Raw genomic sequence first — 22,415 nt, forward strand, 5'->3', positions numbered from 1 at the left:
AATTACATAAACAGAAGTGGAATAAAGTTTGAGTTGAATAGAACGATTAAAGATATATACTGAAATTAGATAGAGAGCTGGCTAATCGCTGGCTCTTTTTGTGCGTGGAAGTTGCATTTAGTGCAGAAATATTGGTTTTATCTCCTTTCCCCTTGAATTGGTAACGCTTACGCTAGATAATGAATCGGTTTGTCTCAAAAAAATTGTTTGTCTTTAGCGCTTACATCATTACAATTAATGTCACGACAAATTAAGACAAGGTGAGATGAAAAGATGTCATATCGGACAAACCTGTTTTCCAAAATGGTCATTCTTATTCTGATTATGCTGATTCCTGTAGTGCTTTTGTACTGGTACTCCAATCACAAAACAACAGCTGTTCTCAGAGATGAGTTGAATCGATCGAATAGTAACCAGCTTGAATTTTTCCAAAATCAAGTGAACACACACATCGAACTGTTATCCTCATGGCCGAATCTGCTCATACATGATCCTGATATTGGCAGCTTCCGGCGAATCTATGCGGACAGTAACTACTTTGATCTGGATGCGATCACCCTGGTCAAACGTATTCAGAATAAGCTGAGTATTCAGGAAAGCTCATCCAATTGGGCCACGAAATTATATCTGTATTCTCCTTCGCTGGGCAGGGTGGTTTCCGAAAGGGACGCACGTTCTTACGATAAAGAAGCGCTAAGGGAAAATATTATTTCCGGCTGGGATGTACGCAAAATTCAGGATGGGGAAGATGATCGGTTCATGTTTAGCTGGATTACGGTATCTCCATACGGTATTAAAGACCCGGCTAATAATGCAGAAACGATTATTAAACTGGAGTTTGATAGTGACAACATCCGGGATATGCTCGACAAATTCAAAGACGATGGCAGGCATGACCCCTTCTATTTCCGTGAAGAATCGGGTGTTATCTATAACCGGACTTCAGATCGTTCATTAACGAATCAGTTGATGGAAGAACTGTCCATCCATAAACTTCAGGACGTTGATAATCGTACAGTAGTAATCGGGAACGAGCCTTACATGGTCAACACGGTGAAATCCAGTACAACAGGCTGGTATTTGGTGGACTATATGCCGCTATCAGATATTCTGAAGCCCATTCATCAATCCAATATGCTGTTCTATTCTTCCATGATTTGTTTGTTGTTAATGAGTTTTGGTGTGGCGTATTTGTTCTATGTTCAGGTGCAGGTACCAGTGAAACAACTCATTCGCGGGTTCCAGCGGTTGAAGCAGGAGGATTATTCCGTGAGGATTAAGCCAAAGGGCCGCAATGAATTCAGTTTCCTGTCCGAACGTTTCAACTTGATGGTGGAGCAGATCCAGCAGTTATTTGAACACGTTTACCTGGAACAGATTCATGTACGTGAAGCTCGGTTGAAGCAGCTGCAATCGCAGATTAACCCGCACTTTTTCTATAATTGTTTCTCCTTCATTACAAGTATGGCGAAACTCAAGCGTATGGACGCTGTTGTAGCGATGTCACATAATCTATCGCGCTATTATCGGTATACGACAAGACAGGAGCGGGACGTGGTACCGTTGACAGAAGAGATTGAATTTGTCAGCTGTTATCTGGAGATCCAACGGATGCGTATGGACCGCATTCATTACAAGATTGATCTGTCTGATGAGATGTTAAGACAAGAGGTACCGCCACTCATCGTGCAACCACTAGTGGAGAATGCGGTAATTCACGGTATCGAAGCGGACGCGGAGGCTGGAGAAATAAGAGTATCCGGGGAAAAACAGGGCGGTGTCATGGTTCTTGTCGTTGAAGATGATGGGCAAGGCATGACGCAGGAGGCACGTGAGGCGCTTCTGAATAAGCTCAGGGGAACGATGGATCAGGAGATGGGCTGTGGCCTGTGGAATGTGAATCAGAGACTCCAGCTTCGATATGGGGAGCAGGCAGGGCTGGATGTAACGGAATCGGAACTTGGTGGATTACGCGTTACACTGTCATGGCCTGCCGAACAGGAGTTTCTTCTGGAGAATGAAGGATAAGCACTTGGAATGTGTAGCGCAAGATGAACGATGGAATCCATTTGCAGAATGAACGAAATAGGGAGTGAATCACTTGATTGATATATTACTGGTAGATGATGAGACATACGTAACAGAAAGTCTGGAACTTACGATCCCCTGGGGAGAGCTTGGAGTAACGACCGTGCTGCGTGCCGCATCTGGTAAGGAAGCGTTGGAGATTATGGAGGAAAATGCAGTAGATATCGTGGTGACGGATATTCGCATGCCTGGCATGTCAGGACTGGATCTCATTGCAGAGGTAAGCAAGCGCTGGTCTCATATTCGCTGTATTTTACTGACCGGTCACAGCGATTTTGATTATGCTAAAAAAGCCATTCAATTGCAGGCAGCGGATTATATCCTGAAACCCGTAAACGATGATGAGTTTATGGGATCGGTGTCGGCAGCCATTACGTCTCTTCGCGATGAGTGGGATGAATTCGATAAATATCACCGGCTTTTATACAGTCGGAAGTCTGACTATAAAATTTTACGGGAAAATCTCATGCATGATCTGCTGCTGGGGCGTGAGATCACGGCGCGGGCACTTCGGGAACAACTGCAACAATATGAGATTCATATCGATCCGGAACAATCGGCTGTGATGATGCTGATTCGCCTTACAGGACGCTTCTCATCGATGGACCAGCAGTCTCTGGATCTGATGGATTTTGCGGTAGGTAATATTGCAGAGGAAGTACTTGGAGAGCAATTTAACGTGTGGTTTGGTCGCGGACCCCATGAGTGTCTGGTTATGTTCTTGCAGAATCAAGATCAGATCGAAGCTCCGCAGATGGACTTGGAGACGTTGAGAATCTCAGCTGAAACTTTCCGTGAGCACGTCATTCGATATTTACAGGGAGATCTGTCCATGGTAGTTACACCGTCATTTCCCTTTAATGAGTTGACAGCAGCTTATCGAAAAAGTCTGGGTTCGCTTGTCCTTTCAGGACCAGAAGAACACAAGATTATATATATGGACATGGATCAGGCACTCAGCAAAAGACCGGAGAATGATGCAACGCAGGCGCTCGAAGAGCTGTACAAACCGCCTGTACTTCCGCAATTGCTTGAGACCAAGCAATGGGAAGCGGCAGCGCGTAAGCTGAGCACGGTCTTTGACGCGGCAGAACAGGTACGATTGTCCAGAGAACATGTGTATGAGATGTATCTGTCGGTAACTAATGCATTTATGTATATCGCCCATAAACAGGGGCATCTGGTGCATGAGATTGATCATGCGGGATTCGATCTGCTCCTTGCTCATCAGTTGATTCAATCCCCCGAGAAGCTGCGGCGTTGGGCTACCGAGATGCTGGCGAAGCTTCAGGAAGAGTTGTCCGATCAGGAAGGTGTGCAGAGCCGCAGGCATGTAATCAAGCAGGTTCAGGAGCTGGTAACAAGAGATACAGGACAGGATCTGTCGGTGAAGATGATTGCGGACAAGGTATATTTACACCCTGTATATCTATCGAAAATTTACAAGGCAGAGACAGGGGAAGGTCTTGGGGACTATATGATTCGTATGCGCATGGAGCGTGCTCTGTATCTGCTTAAGAATAGTAATAAAAAAATATACGAGATTACGAGTGAACTTGGCTATCAAAATCCGCAATATTTCAGCAAAATGTTCAAAAAACATTATGGTATGACACCAAATGAATTTCGAGATCAGGCATAATTTCAACAACATTCCAGAATATAGGTTGGCAAAGGTGCAGAAATCTTGATTTCGTATCATAGGCTCAAAGGCCTGGTCAGCCTATAATGAAAGGGTAACCAAAACGATTTAAGGGGGAACAACATGAGAGCGCAATCAACGAAAAAGAGATTCTTGACGCTTCTCGCTACAACGCTGAGTCTAACTGTCGTTCTTGCAGGATGTTCAGGAGGCAGTGGGGGCGGAGATAGTGCAACACCAAGTACATCTGGAACCCAAAACGAATACAAAGAGAAATATGATCCGGCAGTTACTATTACTACAGCATGGGGAATCGATCCAGAGCTGAAATTTAAAAATGGCGAATCCATGGAAAATAACGTGGCAACCAAGTGGGCCAAAGATCAATTCGGAATTGAAATCAAATCCTTGTGGTCCGTGACAGATACGAACAGTGCATTTGCGACCAAGCTTCGTCTCGCTATGTCCTCCGGCCAAGAAATGCCGGATATTGTGACAATAGGGCAGCCGGATAATTTAGTTGCTCAAGATTTAATTGACTCCGGTATGTATCAGGAAGTGGGACCACTGTTCGACAAATACGCTTCCGACACATGGAAAAAAGCAATGGAGCAGGACCCTAATGTATGGAACCCGTACAGTCGTGATGGCAAAAGAATGGGTGTCCCTGTTCTGGACTATGCCTACAACAATGACTACCTTCTCTGGATTCGTCAGGACTGGTTGGACAAGCTGAACATGAAGGCACCAAAAACCATCGACGAACTGGAAGCAGTGATGGAAGCATTCAAAAACAATAACCCGGACGGCTTGGCTCCAGATAAAGTCACTCCGCTCAGCGTTGGTTTCAAAACATCCATGAATACATGGATGGGAGATGTATCCTGGATCTTTGGTGCATATGGCACCTTACCTCAACAATGGAATCTGGCTGCGGATGGCAAGCTGGAGTATGGTTCTATCAATCCAGGTATGAAGCCAGGTTTGACCAAATTGAGCGAATGGCTCACAAAAGGTTATATCCCGCAGGAAGCAGCGTTGTGGGATGAAAACAAAACGGCAGAGCCAGCAGTTGCAGGCACAGCCGGCATTATCCCGGGTCCGTACTGGATGAGTGGATGGCCGCTGAAGGATACGGTAAAAAATGTCCCAGGTGCGGTTTGGAAACCGATTGAAATTCCAACTGGCCCTGAAGGCAAAGCGATGCGTCATGGTACACATTTTGTAAATGGTGTAACATTGATCAAGAAAGATATGAAAAATCCGGAAGCATTCTTTACTTACCAAAACTACCTTTATGATAATTACGCAGATCCGCAACCAGGAAGTGAGTATGATAACGGTCTATTTGCAGGCTATGACTATCAATTGGATGGAAATGGTAAACAAATGCCGATTGAAGAAATTGATGGCGGGTATGTAAACGTTGTGCGTTATTTGCTCGTGCGTGATGGCGCTCGTATTCCGGACGCTCAGATGAAAGCTCTGATGAATCTGGTAGATGGCAAAGAGCCTGAAACCAAGCTCGAAAAAGATGTTGCCGTGAACTATGGTAAGGAAACCCCCGCTGCTGCAAAAGTATTGCTGAGCCAAGAAGAAATTTCCTTCAAAAACATGTTCACAGGTCCAACAACGCAGACGATGAAATCGAAGCTGGACTATCTGAACAAAATCGAGAATCAAGCATTTAACGAAATTATCTATGGCAAAAATCCAGCGGATGCGTTTGATACTTTTGTACAAACGTGGAAATCCGGTGGCGGTGACCAGATCACTCAAGAGGTCAACGAATGGTATGACGGTGTGAAAAAATAGTTTTTAACTGCGCACAGACGGTACTCGTCTGTGCGCTTTTTTTTGTTTATTCAAGCTGAGGCAAAGTGGTTGAATTTGTGCCATTTATATTGCTTTTATGTGCTGTTTGGACCCCGTAAAAGGTTGATATAATCGCATTATAAGCCACTCAGGGAGTACTTGAGTAGGAAGAAATACAGGGGGAGCAATCATGAGAACTTTGAAACGCACTTGGCCATTCCACGTTATGCTGTTGCCAGCCATTATCTTTCTGATCATCTTCAGTTATGTGCCTATGGGCGGGATCGTTATGGCATTCCAGAACTACAAGCCATGGCTTGGGATTAGCGGTTCTGAATGGGTTGGACTGGACAACTTTAGATATTTGTTTGAACGTGAAGACAGCTTACAGGTCATCTGGAACACATTGATTATTGCTGTACTTAAACTGATTTTCAATTTATTTGTTCCATTTGTTTTTGCCATTCTTTTGAATGAGGTTCGCAAGATGGCTATACAGCGAACGATTCAAACACTCGTATATTTACCTCACTTCTTGTCCTGGGTCATTCTGGGCGGGATTTTGATAGATCTGTTGTCAACAGGCGGCTTGGTTAACCGGGTTCTGGGAACCTTTGGACTCGGGCCATATTTCTTCCTGGGAGACAACAGTTGGTTCCGATCTACGGTCATTCTGACAGATGTGTGGAAAGAATTTGGCTATAACATGATTGTCTTTCTGGCTGCCCTTGCCGGAATTAATCCAGCATTGTACGAAGCAGCTGAAATTGACGGAGCAGGACGCTGGAAACAGACACTGCACATTACAATCCCTTCGCTTGTGCCGATGCTGATGGTTGTAGGAACACTGGCGCTTGGTAACGTACTGAATGCCGGATTTGACCAGATATTCAACTTGTATAACCCGCTCGTATATCAAACGGGTGACATCATTGATACATTCGTATATCGTTCCGCAATGCAGAATGGTGAGATGGGCTTTGCAACCGCGATCGGATTATTTAAATCGGTCATTAGTATGATCTTGATTCTTGTATCGTACAGCTTAGCCAAAAAATACGCTGGATATCGCATATTCTAAACGAATGAACAGAGAAAGAAGGGACCACGATGTATCATAAATCATTGCCTTATCGCGTGTTTAATATAGTCAACACCTGCTTTCTGATTTTGATCGCCATTATGTGTATCATACCGATGGTTCATGTACTGGCTGTATCCTTTAGTACAAAGGCAGCTGCCGATGCCAATCTGGTCAATCTCTGGCCCGTAGGTTTTTCACTTGAGGCTTACAAAAAAACGATGAACAATCCAATTTTCTTGAACTCACTCTGGATTTCACTTCTACGTACAGTGATTGGTACAGCTATTACCTTGCTGATTACGTTCCTGGCAGCGTATCCGTTGTCCAAAGAGAATAGTGAATTCAAAGGCAGAACGATCTACTCCTGGATTTTTGTATTCAGTATGATTTTCAACGGGGGACTGGTGCCATTCTACATGGTTATCCAGAAGATCGGGTTGATGGATTCCTTCTGGGTACTGGTACTCCCAGGAGCAGTTAACACATTCCTTGTCATTCTGATGCTGAACTTCTTCCGCGGTATTCCAAAAGAGCTGGAGGAAGCGGCGCTGATGGATGGAGCTAATCATTTCAGAACATTGTTCAGTATCTTCCTTCCCATTTCGATGCCGTCCATTGCAACAATTGCATTGTTCAGTATGGTGTTTCACTGGAATTCCTGGTTTGATGGATTGCTCTACATGAATAACGCCAAGGATTACCCACTTGCTACATTTATGCAAACGGTCATTATCGGACGTGATATGAGTAGCATGAGCATGAATCCAAAAGAAATGGAAGCTCTCTCTCAAACTACGGTAAGGGCGGCTCAGATCTTCATCGGAAGTGCACCAATCTTGATTGTGTATCCTTTCCTGCAACGTTTCTTTGTTAAAGGTATGACGTTGGGCTCAGTTAAAGGCTGAGCCTGTACCCCAAATTAATGGAGGTTGATACAGTGAGCAACTTGACGGAAAAGACATTCATTCTGGGAATGGATGTGTCCTTTATGGATGAAATCGAACAGCATGGCGGGAGTTATAGTGATGTGGATGGCAAGGAACAAGACTTGCTATCCATCCTGAAGATTAATGACGCTAACGCGATACGACTTCGAATCTGGAATGATCCTGTTGGTGGATTCTGCAATCTGGAGCGGACGGTGGAGATAGCCAAACGGATCAAGGAACAGGGATTGAAATTTTTGCTTGATTTCCATTATTCTGATCGCTGGGCTGATCCAGCCAATCAATGGAAGCCGAAAGCATGGGAGAATCTGTCCTATGAAGAGCTTCAACGTGCGGTATGCATGTATACGGCTGACGTTCTGAGAACGTTGAAGGAACACGATGCGCTTCCGGACATGGTGCAGGTGGGCAACGAGATTACACCAGGCATGTTATGGAATGAGGGACGTGTGGGTGGAGAAGAGCATGATACGGATGAACAGTGGGAGCGTTTTGCAGGCCTTGTGAAGTATGGGATTGCTGCGGTCAAATCCGTTGACGCGGATATTCAGATTATGATACATATTGATCGTGGTGGAGATAACGCCGAGAGCCGCAAGTTTTACGATCGCTTTGAAGCACTGGGTGTGGAGTTTGATATCATTGGTCTCTCGTATTACCCTTGGTGGCATGGAACACTCGATGCGTTACGTGACAATCTTCATGATCTGGCTGAGCGTTATGGCAAACCTATCAATGTAGTTGAAACCGCTTATCCCTGGACGCTGGAGCAGCCGGAAGGCATTGAATGGATTTTGAATCAGGAAGATATGTTGTTACCAGGATACCCTGCAAGTGTAGAGGGACAGACCAAATATCTGAAGGATCTATTGCAGATTATTCGCGAAGTTCCTGGTGGTTTGGGGCACGGATTCTATTATTGGGAACCTGCCTGGATACCAAGTAAAGAAGAATGGTCCGTCGGACATCCGAATAACTGGGGCAACCTCACCATGTTTGATTTTAAAGGTCGCAAGTTGGAATCGTTTACAGCACTTGCTACTGTTGAAGAATCAGATGTTGTGACATACGTGTAATCTAGCGTAATACGTATCGTCTGTGAAGTCGTTGTTATCGTTATCGTATATAAACTAAAAAAACAGTAATTAAAGCAAGGGAGTTGTCCTTATGACATACAAATTTCCACCTGTAAGTTCCAAAGCCCCGCACATGTTGCATGGCGCAGACTATAACCCGGAGCAATGGCTCCGCTATCCTGAAGTTCTGGAAGAAGATATTCGCTTGATGAAGCTTGCCAAGTGTAACGTGATGTCCATTGGTATCTTCTCGTGGGTATCCCTTGAGCCGGAAGAGGGCGTATACACGTTTGAATGGCTGGATCAGGTGTTGGATCGTTTTGTAGCAAACGGTATCTATGCATTCCTCGCTACACCAAGTGGTGCCAGACCTGCTTGGATGTCCGCGAAGTACCCGGAAGTGCTCCGTGTATCCGAGAAGCGTGTCCGCAATCTGCATGGTTTCCGTCACAACCATTGTTATACTTCCCCGGTATACCGTGAGAAGGTTACTGCGATCAACACAAAACTGGCAGAACGTTATTCGGATCATCCGGCTGTAATCGGCTGGCATATCTCGAACGAGTTCGGCGGAGACTGTCATTGTGATTATTGTCAGGAAGCATTCCGTGGTTGGGTTCAGAAGAAGTATAAAACACTCGATGAACTGAATCATTCGTGGTGGACCACATTCTGGAGCCATACGGTTACAGACTGGAGTCAAGTGGAATCTCCGGCTCCACACGGTGAGACACAGGTACACGCAATGAATCTGGATTGGCGTCGTTTCGTTACGGATCAGACAGCTGATTTTATCGTGCATGAAACAAAACCATTGAAAGCTCAGAATCCTGATCTGCCAGTCACAACTAACTTGATGGAATTCTATGGCGGTCTGAACTATTGGAAGTTCGCCGATATTCTGGATTTCCTCTCTTGGGACAGTTATCCGACTTGGCATGATGCAGATGACGACGCGAAACAGGCATCCCGGATCGCAATGATGCATGATATCGTTCGTTCCATCAAAGGCGGTCAGCCGTTCTTGCTGATGGAGAGTACTCCAAGTTCGACGAATTGGCAAGATGTCAGCAAGCTGAAAAAACCTGGCATGCATCTGCTCTCTTCTCTCCAGGCTGTGGCACATGGCTCCGATAGTGTTCAGTACTTCCAATGGAGAAAAAGCCGGGGGTCCAGTGAGAAACTTCATGGTGCGGTAGTAGACCACGTAGGAACGGAACACACTCGAGTGTTCCAAGATGTTACCGACGTTGGAACGGCTCTTGAAGGTATGGAAGCGATTGTAGGAACAGCGGTTCCGGCAGAAGTTGCAATTATATTTGATTGGGAAAACCGCTGGGCCGTTAATGATTCCCAGGGTCCGCGTAATATCGGTGTGAAGTATGAGCAGACCGTGGAAGAGCATTACGAAGCGTTTTGGAAAAAGGGAGTCGCTGTAGACGTTATTGATATGGATGCAGATCTGTCCAAGTACAAGCTGCTGATTGCGCCAATGCTCTATCTGGTACGTGAAGGTGTCGGGGAACGTATTGAAAAGTTTGTAGAACAAGGTGGTACGTTTGTAGCAACTTACTGGTCTGGTATTGTTAACGAAAACGATCTGTGTTTCCTGGGTGGATTCCCAGGCCCGCTGCGTAAGACACTTGGCATCTGGTCCGAGGAAATTGACGGATTGCATGATCGTGATCTGAACGGAATCATTCCGGAGAAGGGCAATGAGCTTCAGCTCAATACAGCGTATGATGCAATTGAACTGTGTGATCTGATTCATCTGGAAGGCGCGAAGTCCCTGGCTACGTACCGTTCTGACTTCTATGCTGGACGCCCTGCATTGACGGTTAACCAGTTGGGTTCAGGAAAAGCATATTACGTAGCGACACGTCTGAAAGCACCATTCTATGATGATTTCTATGCGAAGCTAATCGCTGACCTGAACATTGAGCGTGGACTTGAAACTGAGCTGCCTGCCGGAACAACGGCACATACGCGTACAGATGGTACAGCAGATTATGTGTTTGTACAGAACTACACGCCAGATGAGAAGCTGGTTGAACTAGATGGACAGTCCTATACCGATCTGCTCAGTGGTGATGCTGTGAAAGCAAGTCTCAGCTTGAAGCCATATGACATTTGTGTTCTGCGCAGACCGGCTGCCCGGAAATAATGTAGATTCTATATGTTACTAAATAAATGAAGTTAGTAATTAGAAAAAGAGTGCCCTGAACGCCTGCATTGGTGTTCAGGGCATCTTTTTTATTTTATGCATTTGGCTGTTGAACGACTTTTTCTGGACAAGATAAAGGATAAACGTGTCCGCGCAGCGAAGACAAACACGTAACATGTAACTCAAGACTTTCAGTCTGGGAGGAATGGAAATGAATCAAAGGAATCTGGATGGTAACAGCATTATTATTCGACTGGAAATGACAACTAAGGATATCAAGTTTGGCGAAGTGGCTTCGGCCATCTCGGAAGCAGGGGGAGACATCATTGCCATCGACGTGATTTCCACCAATCAGGATGTAAGCGTGCGCGACTTGACGGTCGCAGTTACAGATGCACAAGATAACAGTAAAATTATAGAAGGGGTGCGCCAGCTCAAAGGTGTGTCCATTATTAATGTATCGGATCGGACGTTCCTGCTTCATCTGGGCGGTAAGATCGAAGTAACACCAAAGACCCCGATTCAAAACCGGGAAGATCTGTCACGTGTGTACACTCCGGATGTGGCTCGTGTCTGTTCAGCCATTTCAGAAGAACCCGGCAAAGCCTTCTCATTGACAATTAAACGGAATACAGTAGCCGTCGTATCTGATGGCAGTGCGGTACTTGGACTGGGCAACATTGGTCCCCGTGCAGCGATGCCTGTCATGGAAGGTAAAGCGATGTTATTCAAACAGTTTGCTGGTGTGGATGCTTTCCCAATCTGCCTGGACACACAGGATACCGAGGAAATCATACGTACTGTGAGAGCGATATCACCTGGTTTTGGCGGCATTAATCTGGAGGATATCTCGTCACCGCGTTGTTTCGAAATTGAACGTCGTCTGAATGAGGAATTGGACATTCCTGTATTTCATGATGACCAGCATGGCACAGCGGTTGTGTTATATGCTGGTCTGATCAATGCGCTCAAACTGGTGGGCAAGTCCATTGAAGATGTTAAGATTGTGGTCTGTGGCATCGGTGCAGCAGGTGTAGCGTGCAGCAATATATTATTGTCCGCGGGGGCCAGCCGGCTTATAGGTGTCGATCGTGAGGGTGCAATTGTACGGACACAAACCTATGAGAATGAAGTCTGGAGTGATTATGCAGCTCGTACTAATCCCGAACTGGAGACTGGTTCGCTGCGTGATGTCATTCGTGGAGCCGATGTGTTCATTGGCCTATCCCGCGGGAATCTGTTAACTCGCGAAGATGTACAGACCATGGCAGAAGATCCAATCGTGTTTGCAATGGCAAACCCGGTGCCTGAGATTATGCCTGCCGTGGTGGAAGACATTGTGGCTGTAATGGCAACAGGACGATCCGATTATCCGAATCAGATTAACAATGTGTTATGTTTCCCGGGCATCTTCAGGGCAGTTTTGGATTGCCGAGCCACCGAAATTAATGAAGAAATGAAGCTGGCAGCCGCGCAAGCGATTGCTTCGGCCATTACGGACGAAGAGCGTACACGTTATTACATTATTCCGAGTGTGTTCAATGATAAAGTAGTCAAATCGATGCGCAGTCGCGTAATTGAAGCAGCTATTAAGACGGGTGTAGCTCGACGTATTCCTCGTGAACAGGCCCGTGAAGGCGGGGAATCGTAAGATGTCAGAGAACCCTCTTCAACCTGGTGGGAATCTGCAAGAATTAGGGCACATGCATAATATAGATGGAATAACGGCAGGAGAGGCTGTTCTGCGCGCCGCCCGATCCTTTGTTCAAGGGGACTCATCCAAGCATAGTGATGGTCATGACTGGCCGCACATTGAACGGGTAACCGCACTTGCGGTTGAACTCGCTCACCGTATGGGTGCAGATCCATTTGTCTGCGAACTGGCTGCATTATTACATGATGTACCGGATGAGAAGCTGAATGAGAGCTTGGAAGTCGGGATGGCCAAACTGAATGACTGGCTGGATACCCAGCCTCTTGACCCGGATATACGTATTAAGGTTGTGGGTATTATTAGCACCATCTCATATGCGGGAGGACAGCGTCCTGCAGTCAGCTCGCTCGAAGCACAGGTTGTACAGGATGCGGATCGACTGGATGCATTGGGTGCGATTGGGATCGCGCGAACCTTTGCCTTTTCAGGTGCCAGAGGGCGCGAGATGTACGATCCATCCCTTCCCCCACGGGAGCAGATGACCCGTGAGGAATATCGCAATGGGCGCAGCACAACGATAAATCACTTTTACGAGAAGTTGTTCAAGCTCAAGGATCTGATGAATACCTCCTATGGCAAGGAGTTGGCGGAACAGCGTCATGATTATATGGTGCAGTTTGTGGACCAGTTCAAAAGAGAATGGGAGGGCACGGACCGTTAGGCAGGCATAATAAGCATGAGCATTCCACAGAGGTATCATAAGTAACAGAGGCGAATCTTTGAAGTGGCGAAAATCCATTTTGAAGATTTGCTTCTTTTTGGGTTAATAATGTGTATTAACATACATAAAGGAATCAATTTCACAATACCTCTGACTTATGACATGGCAACGGAAGACCTTACATGGTACAATAAATCGTTCTCCTGAATGAATTCAGGCAAAAAAAGAAATATGGGGTAATAATGAACATGATTATCAAATGTAAAACTTCAGGTTCGGTAAAGAGGAGGGGTCATCACCATGTCGTTTGGTGCGCGTGTACTTAAGACGGGGATCGCGGTCACGCTTGCCTTGTACCTAAGCAGCCTGTTCTTGAACCCGCAATCTCCCGTGCCTGCCGCAATCGCGGCTATATTCGCCATGCAGCCTTCCATCTATCGTTCCTGGAAATACTTCCTGGATCAATTGCAAACGACCACGCTGGGAGCTATTGTCGCCCTGGTGGGGGGCATGGTGTTGTCCAATGAGCCAATCGCCGTTGGATTAATTATTGTACTTGTCATCATGATCTGTCTTAAATTAAATATGGGTGAGACGGTTGGCCTTACACTGGTCACGGTTGTATCCATTATGGAAGCATCGGGTGACTGGCATTTTGCACTCAATCGTTTTCTGTTGACACTGGTTGGTATTGTATCGGCGTTTCTCATCAACATTACGGTATTTCCTCCGAAACCGAAGGTTCAGTTCGTGAAGCAGATCCATAGTGTATTCAGTGGTATGTCGTTGCTTCTGCGAACTTCGATCTCGGACGAGATCAAGGAAGTTGTATTCCGGGAGGAGAAAAGTAACCTGGGCGGTTCCATTAAGTCTTTGTCCGACAAGTATAACTTGTTCGAAGAGGAACAGAAAAAGATGAAACGTTCGAAATTCAGCGAAACTCGTCAGATGGTGGTCTACAAACAAATGCTGCTGAGTTTGCAAAAAGGGTATGAGGTGCTGGATTCGGTGGAACGCCACTATTTCCAGGCACCGCGGACAACGGCCATGGATCAGTTTTTTGACTCACATCTTGAACTGGTTATCAAATTCCATGAGCATGCACTGCTCAAGTTCGAGGATAAGCTGAAACCTAATGGGGAAGAGGCCGCACAGTTTGTATTGGATAATGACCGTTTCATGGAGCAGGCGATCACCCAGTTTGATATCGACAAGGAAGGGATGTTACGATTGTCCATCGTGGCAGCTGCCATTTATGATTACGGATATCAGTTGGAACGTCTGAATCGACTAGCCGAACATGTGCATAGCGCCAGTGAAGACAAAGAATCACAGGACAAAATTTTGAATTGGCTTAAGTGGCCTTGATAACGAATTGCACACCTGCTTGGCGATCATATACAATGTAGTTACAACATAGCCCGGACAATCGTGTCCGGGTTGTTTTGTCATACATAGGGCTGAAGGGCATGAATGAATATTAACGAACTGAGGGATAGAGACATGATTATAGAGGAATTGGACGCTGAACTAATGGAATGGTTGAGTGGGACGAATCTGGAGCATAAACAGCATGAAGCCATGCAACTGCTAACTGTATCTGAGGATCAGTGGCCGCATCAGGCGATGATTAGTATGGGGGAAGTGATTGCGATAAATCCGCATCAGCTTAGACTGGCTCTATGGCAAGGTACACAGACCAGTATGAACATGAGCAAAACAGGCAAGGCTACCTTGATTGCGGTTCAAGGACATCGATTGTTGCATATCCGTATAGAAGTAGAACGGTTACCTGAGATTAGGGGGGCTGTTCATCCGAGAGATCGTTTTGAAGCACAAGTCCTTCAGGTACGTGTGGATCACGCGCCATATGCGGAGATCACTTCAGGAATAACCTTTCAATTGAAGGATGAACTTGGAGCAATTACACGCTGGAAAGAGACAATTGAAGAATTACGAAAGTAGGCAGGAGTAGCTAGGTCAGTTGAGGACCCGGTGATTGGGTAATAATGAAGAAGAAAACAACAAAAAACGCCTCCGCTTGCATCGGGACGTTGTCACTGGTACAATAAAAAATGGTTTTCAGAAAATTAGAACTAATTAACATATAATTAAAATGTTTACTTTCTAATAATTATACCATTGCCTTTTCGGGCTTGTCAAATGGGATTTTGAGGACACAATCCGGGGAAAGAGGGGCTATTAACATATGAGTACAGATCAGCAATGGAATGAGGAACAACAACGGGTCAACACCGTGACCGATCAGATTGAACGCAAGATCACAACGCTGGAAGATGAAGTTGGTTCCTTCCGTGACGAAGTGGTTGGCATGAGAAAAGACTTCTGGGACGAAGTCACGATGAACTTTAGCGAAGCGGATGATGTTGGGGAGACTTCAACCAGCATGCGGCAGCAGTCACAGGTATTGTCCGATCGGGAGCGCAGCCATCTAAATACAGCAGCTGCGTTGGATAAAATGAAACGACTGCATCATTCACCGTATTTTGGGCGCATTGATTTTAAGGAAGATGGATATCCAAATGCAGAACGCATTTATCTCGGCATTGCATCGTTACTGGATGAGAAGGAAGAATCTTTTCTGGTCTACGACTGGCGTGCGCCAATCTCCAATCTGTATTATGACGGAGCACCGGGTCCAATCACGTATCATACACCCAGTGGGGAGATCAGCGGTGATATAGAGATGAAGCGACAGTTTGTCATTCGGGATGGTCGTATCCGGTTTATGTTTGACACAGGGGTCACGATTGGTGATGAGTTGTTGCAGGCCGTGCTCAGTCGAACTTCGGATGCACAGATGAAGAGTATTGTAGCGACCATTCAGAAGGAGCAAAACCGGATTATCCGTAATGACCGGACACGTATGCTCATTGTGCAAGGCGCAGCCGGCAGTGGCAAAACATCCGCGGCGCTCCAGCGTGTGGCATATCTTCTTTATAAATACCGCGAGCATCTGCAAGCGGATCAGATGGTTCTTTTTTCACCAAATCCAATGTTCAACAGTTATGTCTCCACGGTACTGCCTGAGCTTGGGGAGGAAAACATGTTGCAAACGACCTTCCAGGAGTATCTGGAGCGCCGTTTGGGTCGTGAATATCAACTGGAAGATCCGTTTATTCAGCTTGAATATGTACTTACGGGGACGGAAGATCCCGATTACGATGTTCGCATGTCCAGCATTCGCTTCAAGTCGTCCGAAACGTTCCTCAAGGTGATTACACGTTATAAGGAAAGTATGTTGTCAGGTGGCATGAAATTCAAGCCGGTTCGCTTCCAGGGCCGAGCGATTGTTACGTCAGAGGCTATGGCTGAGAAATTCTACAGCTTCGAGTCATCCGTTAAGCTGGTGAGTCGACTGGAGATGTTACGGGACTGGATGCTGAAAGAACTGTCTGCCTTTGGTAAAGGTGAACTGGATGCGCCTTGGGTTGATCAGCAGCTTGATCTGATGGAGCCGGAGGATCTGCAACGTGCGTATCAACGGTTGAAGCGCAAGCAAAAAGGAAAGACCCATACGTTTAATGACTTCGAGCAGGAAAGAGGGATTCTGGCACGTATGGTGGTCAGTGACCGACTCAAACCGTTGCGAAAATGGATTAAGTCCTTACGATTCGTTGATATAAGACAATTATATGCACATCTATTCAACGATCAGGCTCAGATGGAACGATTACTGGGTGATGAAGCGCTGCCTGCTCAATGGGATGAAATCTGTAAGATGACTTTACGCAGATTGAAGCTTCAGGAGTTGGCATATGAAGATATTACGCCATACTTGTACTTGCGTGAGCTTATGCTTGGATTCCATATTAACTCGAATATTCGTCATGTCATTATTGATGAAGCCCAGGATTATTCTGCGTTTCAGTTGGCATTTATGAAGAGATTGTTCCCACGGGCGAAAATAACAGCACTTGGTGACTTTAATCAGGCAATCTATGCCCACTCTTCAGTACTTAGTGGAACAGGACCCTTGACTAACCTGTACGGACCAGACAACACGGAAGTCATTGAGCTGACCAGAAGTTATCGATCTACCCGGGAGATCGTGGAGTTTACACGTGGCATGGTGCCTGGTGGGGAAGAGATTATTCCATTTAACCGCAGCGGTGAGAAACCTAAAGTGATCGTTTCTTCTGATTCAGAGCGTCATATGAATGTCATCACAACAGACCTCAAGCACTTGATTAAGGAAGGGTACGAATCGGTTGCAGTTATCTGCAAAACCGCCGAAGAGAGCAGAGACGTACATGCTGCATTGAGTAAGGCGCTCCCCACAGCACCGAAGTTAATCAAGAAAACGACGCTGGCTTTTGAACAGGGTGTTCATGTGATCCCGGCGTATCTTGCCAAAGGTGTGGAATTCGATGCTGTCCTGATCTATGACGGCTCTGCGGAGCAGTATGCTCAGGAGCATGAACGTAAGTTGTTCTATACGGCTTGCACACGAGCGATGCATCTGCTGCACGTTTACTGCGTGGGCACACCGAGTCCGTTCATTACCGCCCAGTCGGAAGAAAAGTATGATCTTGGCAAGGTGTCTACTGCCCAAGTGGACTGACATAACACTTCATATGCATGAAGAAGGCTTCCGTTCAATGGAACGGGAGTTTTTCTGTATATGATACATATATCGGGAAGAAGCTAGCTTAGCGAGGGAATTATACGTGATGAGGTTACAGCCATATAGGTGATCGTATTGATAAAAATAACTAACGTGAATTCGTAAGGATTGGGTCCCGTGGATAAATACGTCTGCATAATTTGTATTTAAGCACAATGGATGTGATTTTTCTTTACACATGAGGTCCGGACTCATATAATCGTAACAATATATTTTTTTTGGATCGTTTATTAAAGGAGGCAACAAAATGAACAAACCATCTTTTGAACGGCCACTTATGGCCGATTGTGTACCGGATCTGGTCGCTACAGCACGGGGAGATTTGCCAGCGACTTTGGTCATTCGGGGAGGTACGCTGGTAAACGTGATATCGGGTGAGATTTTGCCTGAGATGTCCATAGCTGTACAGGGAGCTCGAATCGCTTATGTCGGTAAAGATGTAAGCCACACTATCGGAGAACATACGCGGATTATTGAAGCAAACGGTAAGTATATCGCTCCTGGTCTGCTGGATGGACACTGCCATATCGAAAGTACACAGATGAAAGTAACCGAGTTTGCGAGAGCGGTATTGCCTTCAGGCACGACCGGAGGTTTCTTTGACCCACATGAGATCTCCAACGTGCTTGGTCTGAAAGGTCTGAGACTGATGCTGGATGAAGCACGGACCACACCGATGGCTGCTTATATGCAGGTGGCTTCCTGTGTCCCTTCCACACATCCAGGATTGGAGACAACAGGTGCTTATATCGGACCTGAAGAGGTAGCTGAGGCTCTTTCCTGGGGTCCGGACATGATTGGTCTTGGTGAAGTGATGAACTTCCCTGGAGTGGTCTATGGGGATGAGACGATGATCGGTGAGATACAGGCGACGCTCCGAGCAGGTAAAGTGGCAGACGGTCATTTCACCTGGGCAGCAGATGACTGGCGTCTGCCAGCCTACGCAGCGAGTGGTGTTACAGGGGATCATGAATGTGTGACCAAGGAAGATGTGGTTGAACGTCTGCGACTCGGAATGTACGCGAAGATGCGCCAAGGTTCGGCATGGCATGATGTGGCTGAGACGATCAAAGCCTGCACTGAGCTTGGACTGGATACACGCCGGATGATGCTGGTGACAGATGACCGAAGTTCTGAATCGCTGCTCAAAGAAGGACATATGGATTTTGTTGTTCGTCTAGCAATCTCTCAAGGGGTGAAGCCGGTTACGGCTTTCCAGATGGCAACCATTAACACGGCTGAGCGCTTTGGTGTTGCGCGCGACATTGGTGCGATTATTCCGGGCAATATAGCCGATATTATTCTGCTGGACGGCCGGTTGGCGGATGTACGTGTAGGCATGACGATTGCTGCCGGGCAAGTTGTAGCGGAGAATGGGAAAATGACGGCGGTCTGGGACAGCTTCACGTACCCGGAGGAAGCGCTGAACACGGTGAAGTTAGAAGCTAATATTCAGCCAGAAGATCTGGAGTTGGCTGCACCGATTACAGAGGGGACGATTGGCGCCAAAATCATTCATGTGACAGAGAACCATGTGGATACAAAGGAGAAACACCTGCCTGTTACCGTAGAGAACGGCAAGGTTGTGGTTTCAACTTCAGGGGAAGTATGTAAAATTGCGGTATTGGAGCGTCACAAACAAACCGGGAATCGGGCGGTAGCGCTTGTAGGAGGCATCGGCTTCACATCACCTGCAGCGATTGCGATGACGGTTGCTCATGACAGCCACAACCTGTTGATTATCGGTAATGATGATGCGCTAATGGCTGAAGCCGGTAATCGCGTCATTCGTATGCAGGGCGGGGTGGCCGTGGTAACGGCAGCAGGGGTAACCGAATTCCCGCTGCGGATTGCAGGTTTGATGTCAACTGAATCTTTTGAAGTCGTTGCAGCCCAATCGGCAGCAGTCAGCGAAGCTTTACAGTCCGCAGGATGTACGTTGAATAATGCGTTCATGACGCTTTCGTTGCTCGCGCTGGTTGTGATTCCAGAATTACGTTTGTCTGACAAGGGTCTTGTGCGGATCTCGGCAGAAGGTATTGAACTGGTGTCTCTTTTCGATGAAGTGGTTGACAATACACCGGTAGCTCCATCGGGAAATGAATGAACGGAAATGTCGACTAGACATCATTAAATAGGGTTCCATATAAAGCCGCCTTAGGGCGGTTTTTTGGTGTGTTTTGAGAGAAAACGCTTTCTAGGTCTTCTGGAGCTTGGTGTACATATGGCAATAATGACTGAAGTCATGCTGGAATAAGGATTGAATTTGAAAATAATAAATAATTGTGACTTTTGAACTATACATACAGAACTACGAATTCCCGAAATATAGTTATATGATTCTTTCGTCGTAAGTCTTAAAGATGATATTGCATATAAAAGCAAACCAAATTCGTCGTACCTAATAAGTATCCATTAAATGAATATGAAACGACACAATTTCATCCGGATTTGCACGTCAGAGCTGATAACTTCAGAGGGAGTGTACAAATATGAAAAGCAAAAGGGGTTACCGTTTTATCTTATTACTGAGTTGTTTGATCCTGTGTGCGAGTACAGCCTGTTCTTCCAAAGCCATTGCGGATGGTTCGGTCGACAGTTATGCAACGATTCATGGAGAGCTTGATGTGCCGGTGAGAGCGACTTGGGTGTGGGATACCACCCAGATCCGAAGTAATCCTCAAGAGGTGTTAAATTACGCTACAGCGAACAAGATCAATACGATCTATCTGCAGATGAACCGGGATATAAAGATTCCTGAGTATAAAAGCTTTATCCGCCAGGCGAGAGCCAAGAACATTGCGGTTGACGTCATGGATGGAAGATCAGCGTGGGGATTGACGGAAAGTCGGGAACAGATTGCATCTTTCCTGGACTGGATCGAGGCATATCAGGCGCAGGCGTTGTCCAATGAGAAATTTGCTGGTATTCATCTGGATATTGAACCACATGTGCACCCGCAATGGAAAATCAATCAAGCCAGTGTAATTACCCAGTGGCAAGGCAATGTGGAGTACATTGTTGAGCGAGCTTCACGGATGAAGATGCCAGTAGCGGCTGATCTGCCTTTCTGGCTTGATAACTACAAGATTCCGGGTTCCACGATGGCCGTAAGCAGTTGGATGATTCGCAAGTTTGATTCCATCACCATTATGGCTTACCGCGATACAGCTGCTGCAATCTATAGTGTAGCGAAGGATGAACTTGCGGAAGCAGCTCTGCTTGGCAAGACGATCTCAATCGCCGTGGAAACAAAGCAAAGTAAGGAAGGTGACTTCATTACTTTTTATGAAGAGGGATCTGCTTATATGGAAGCACAATTAAAATTGGTCGAAAAAATGGCTTCAGTACATGCGTCCTTTAACGGTTTCTCCGTACATGAGTACACTTCATGGAAGACACTGAAAAAGTGAGAAACTGTTAAGCTTCAAAGCGTAAGGCTGATAGCAGCGAATGAGATGAGTTCTAACTGAGCCAGTGTGGCTCAGATCAGATCGTTACCTCACTCGTTCCCAGGAAAGTTGATAAAGTAGATAAAGAAGGTGCTTGCAGCTGAATAGCTGTGAGCACCTTCTTCTTTTACACCCTTTTACACCTGTACCAGGGCAGACTCCACTCCTACGTTCTCATAGAACATTTTGCGATACTGTGAAGGTGTAGTGGCTTTATGCTTTTTAAATGTAGTGATGAAGTAGCTTAGATGCTCGAAACCCACATCCATGGCGATATCAACAATTTTGTGATCCGTATTCTCAAGCTGAACGCAGGCCTGCTGAACACGGTAATAGTTAATGTAATCAACAGGTGTTTTCTGCACCATTTGTTTGAAGAAACGACAGAAGTGTCCTTCACTCATATTGGCCTCATCGGCCAGTTCTTTCAGCTTTAATGGTTCAGGATACCGTTTGTGAATATAACTGAGCACGGATTTCAGGCGCTCTACCTTGTCATGACTCCCTGTAGCCACAGTGCCTTTGAGCGGAGCAGGTCTCATATGTTCGAACATTCGGGCAAATATGAGGTACAGGTACGCTTTTGTTGACATTTCACACGTTTCGGTTCGGGTAGCATGGTCTGCAAATATGCGTTTCAGGAGATCCAGAATTTCTTGTCCCCAGTTCTCATCTGCCTTGATATGACTGGGGGGAATCACCGTTTTGCGTACCAGTGGACCGATGAATTTCTCTTGGACCGTATCGAAGGCACGGCTGCCAAGCAGTTCGGGATTAAATACAATGGAAGAGAATACGCAGGGCACATCGCCCTTCAGATACCCCGCATGAATCTCACCTCGATTGATGAAAATGGCTTCTCCAGCTTGAACCTCAATGGTGTTCATATCAATTTGAAAGACGGCGCAGCCCTGGGTCACCATGGTGAACTCCATCTCATCATGCCAATGGCAATCCAGAATGCTATCCCCGTTCAGTTGTTGAATATCCGGGTACACACTGACGGGATACATGGCATTGCCGTGAATCCGGTCTTCCCGTAATCGTTCACGTTCCATATCAGATTCTCCTTTTGTATCATTATTAATGTAATCGTTTCCATAGATTGGTGGTGATGTTCAAGA

At 46.1% G+C, this 22,415-nt stretch carries 15 protein-coding genes; 14 read left to right on the top strand and 1 reads right to left on the bottom strand.

What is annotated here, in order from left to right; translation table 11 throughout:
* Nucleotides 1-273 precede the first annotated feature (273 nt).
* The 14 genes from PAEAM_RS24885 (at nt 274) to PAEAM_RS24950 (ending at nt 21,252) form a co-directional block, all read left to right on the top strand.
* A complete protein-coding gene (locus PAEAM_RS24885) occupies nt 274-2,028 on the top strand; it encodes a sensor histidine kinase (RefSeq protein ID WP_100529340.1) in 1,755 nt (584 codons plus the stop codon).
* A gap of 73 nt (nt 2,029-2,101) precedes the next feature.
* Nucleotides 2,102-3,730, top strand: a complete 1,629-nt coding sequence (locus PAEAM_RS24890) for a response regulator (RefSeq protein WP_100529341.1) — start codon at nt 2,102-2,104, stop codon at nt 3,728-3,730.
* A gap of 123 nt (nt 3,731-3,853) precedes the next feature.
* Nucleotides 3,854-5,545: a type 2 periplasmic-binding domain-containing protein gene (locus PAEAM_RS24895; protein ID WP_100529342.1), complete on the top strand. Its 1,692-nt coding sequence runs from the start codon at nt 3,854-3,856 to the stop codon at nt 5,543-5,545.
* Nucleotides 5,546-5,735: 190 nt separating this feature from the next.
* Nucleotides 5,736-6,626, top strand: a complete 891-nt coding sequence (locus PAEAM_RS24900; RefSeq protein WP_076326911.1) for an ABC transporter permease — start codon at nt 5,736-5,738, stop codon at nt 6,624-6,626.
* Nucleotides 6,627-6,655: 29 nt separating this feature from the next.
* The gene (locus PAEAM_RS24905; RefSeq protein ID WP_091032085.1) at nt 6,656-7,534 is read left to right on the top strand and encodes a carbohydrate ABC transporter permease; all 879 of its coding nucleotides are present in this window, start codon (nt 6,656-6,658) and stop codon (nt 7,532-7,534) included.
* Between the two features lie 32 nt (nt 7,535-7,566).
* Nucleotides 7,567-8,652 carry a glycoside hydrolase family 53 protein gene (locus PAEAM_RS24910; protein ID WP_083656916.1) on the top strand — a complete coding sequence of 362 codons (1,086 nt, stop codon included), beginning with the start codon at nt 7,567-7,569 and terminating at the stop codon, nt 8,650-8,652.
* A 91-nt stretch (nt 8,653-8,743) separates the two neighbouring features.
* Nucleotides 8,744-10,816: a beta-galactosidase gene (locus tag PAEAM_RS24915; protein WP_100529343.1), complete on the top strand. Its 2,073-nt coding sequence runs from the start codon at nt 8,744-8,746 to the stop codon at nt 10,814-10,816.
* 211 nt (nt 10,817-11,027) lie between these two features.
* Nucleotides 11,028-12,467 carry an NAD-dependent malic enzyme gene (locus PAEAM_RS24920; protein WP_100529344.1) on the top strand — a complete coding sequence of 480 codons (1,440 nt, stop codon included), beginning with the start codon at nt 11,028-11,030 and terminating at the stop codon, nt 12,465-12,467.
* Between the two features lies 1 nt (nt 12,468).
* Nucleotides 12,469-13,191, top strand: a complete 723-nt coding sequence (locus PAEAM_RS24925) for an HD domain-containing protein (protein ID WP_100529345.1) — start codon at nt 12,469-12,471, stop codon at nt 13,189-13,191.
* 300 nt (nt 13,192-13,491) lie between these two features.
* Complete coding sequence (locus tag PAEAM_RS24930; RefSeq protein WP_017689291.1) at nt 13,492-14,559, top strand: FUSC family protein; 1,068 nt, start codon at nt 13,492-13,494, stop codon at nt 14,557-14,559.
* A 105-nt stretch (nt 14,560-14,664) separates the two neighbouring features.
* Nucleotides 14,665-15,156, top strand: coding sequence for a pyridoxamine 5'-phosphate oxidase family protein (locus PAEAM_RS24935; protein ID WP_243391462.1), 492 nt, complete (start codon nt 14,665-14,667; stop codon nt 15,154-15,156).
* A 244-nt stretch (nt 15,157-15,400) separates the two neighbouring features.
* Entirely contained in the window at nt 15,401-17,776 is a 2,376-nt protein-coding gene (gene helD, locus PAEAM_RS24940) for an RNA polymerase recycling motor HelD (protein ID WP_100529346.1), read from the top strand.
* Between the two features lie 310 nt (nt 17,777-18,086).
* On the top strand, nt 18,087-19,946 hold the full coding sequence (locus PAEAM_RS24945; protein WP_100529347.1) for an adenine deaminase: 1,860 nt from the start codon (nt 18,087-18,089) through the stop codon (nt 19,944-19,946).
* A gap of 385 nt (nt 19,947-20,331) precedes the next feature.
* Nucleotides 20,332-21,252, top strand: coding sequence for a hypothetical protein (locus PAEAM_RS24950; protein ID WP_100529348.1), 921 nt, complete (start codon nt 20,332-20,334; stop codon nt 21,250-21,252).
* A 176-nt stretch (nt 21,253-21,428) separates the two neighbouring features.
* On the opposite strand, the gene PAEAM_RS24955 is transcribed toward PAEAM_RS24950, so the two are convergent.
* Nucleotides 21,429-22,349, bottom strand: coding sequence for an AraC family transcriptional regulator (locus tag PAEAM_RS24955; protein ID WP_100529349.1), 921 nt, complete (start codon nt 22,347-22,349; stop codon nt 21,429-21,431).
* Nucleotides 22,350-22,415 lie beyond the last annotated feature (66 nt).

Origin of the sequence: Paenibacillus sp. GM1FR (assembly GCF_002803315.1) — a bacterium.
GTDB lineage: Bacteria > Bacillota > Bacilli > Paenibacillales > Paenibacillaceae > Paenibacillus > Paenibacillus amylolyticus.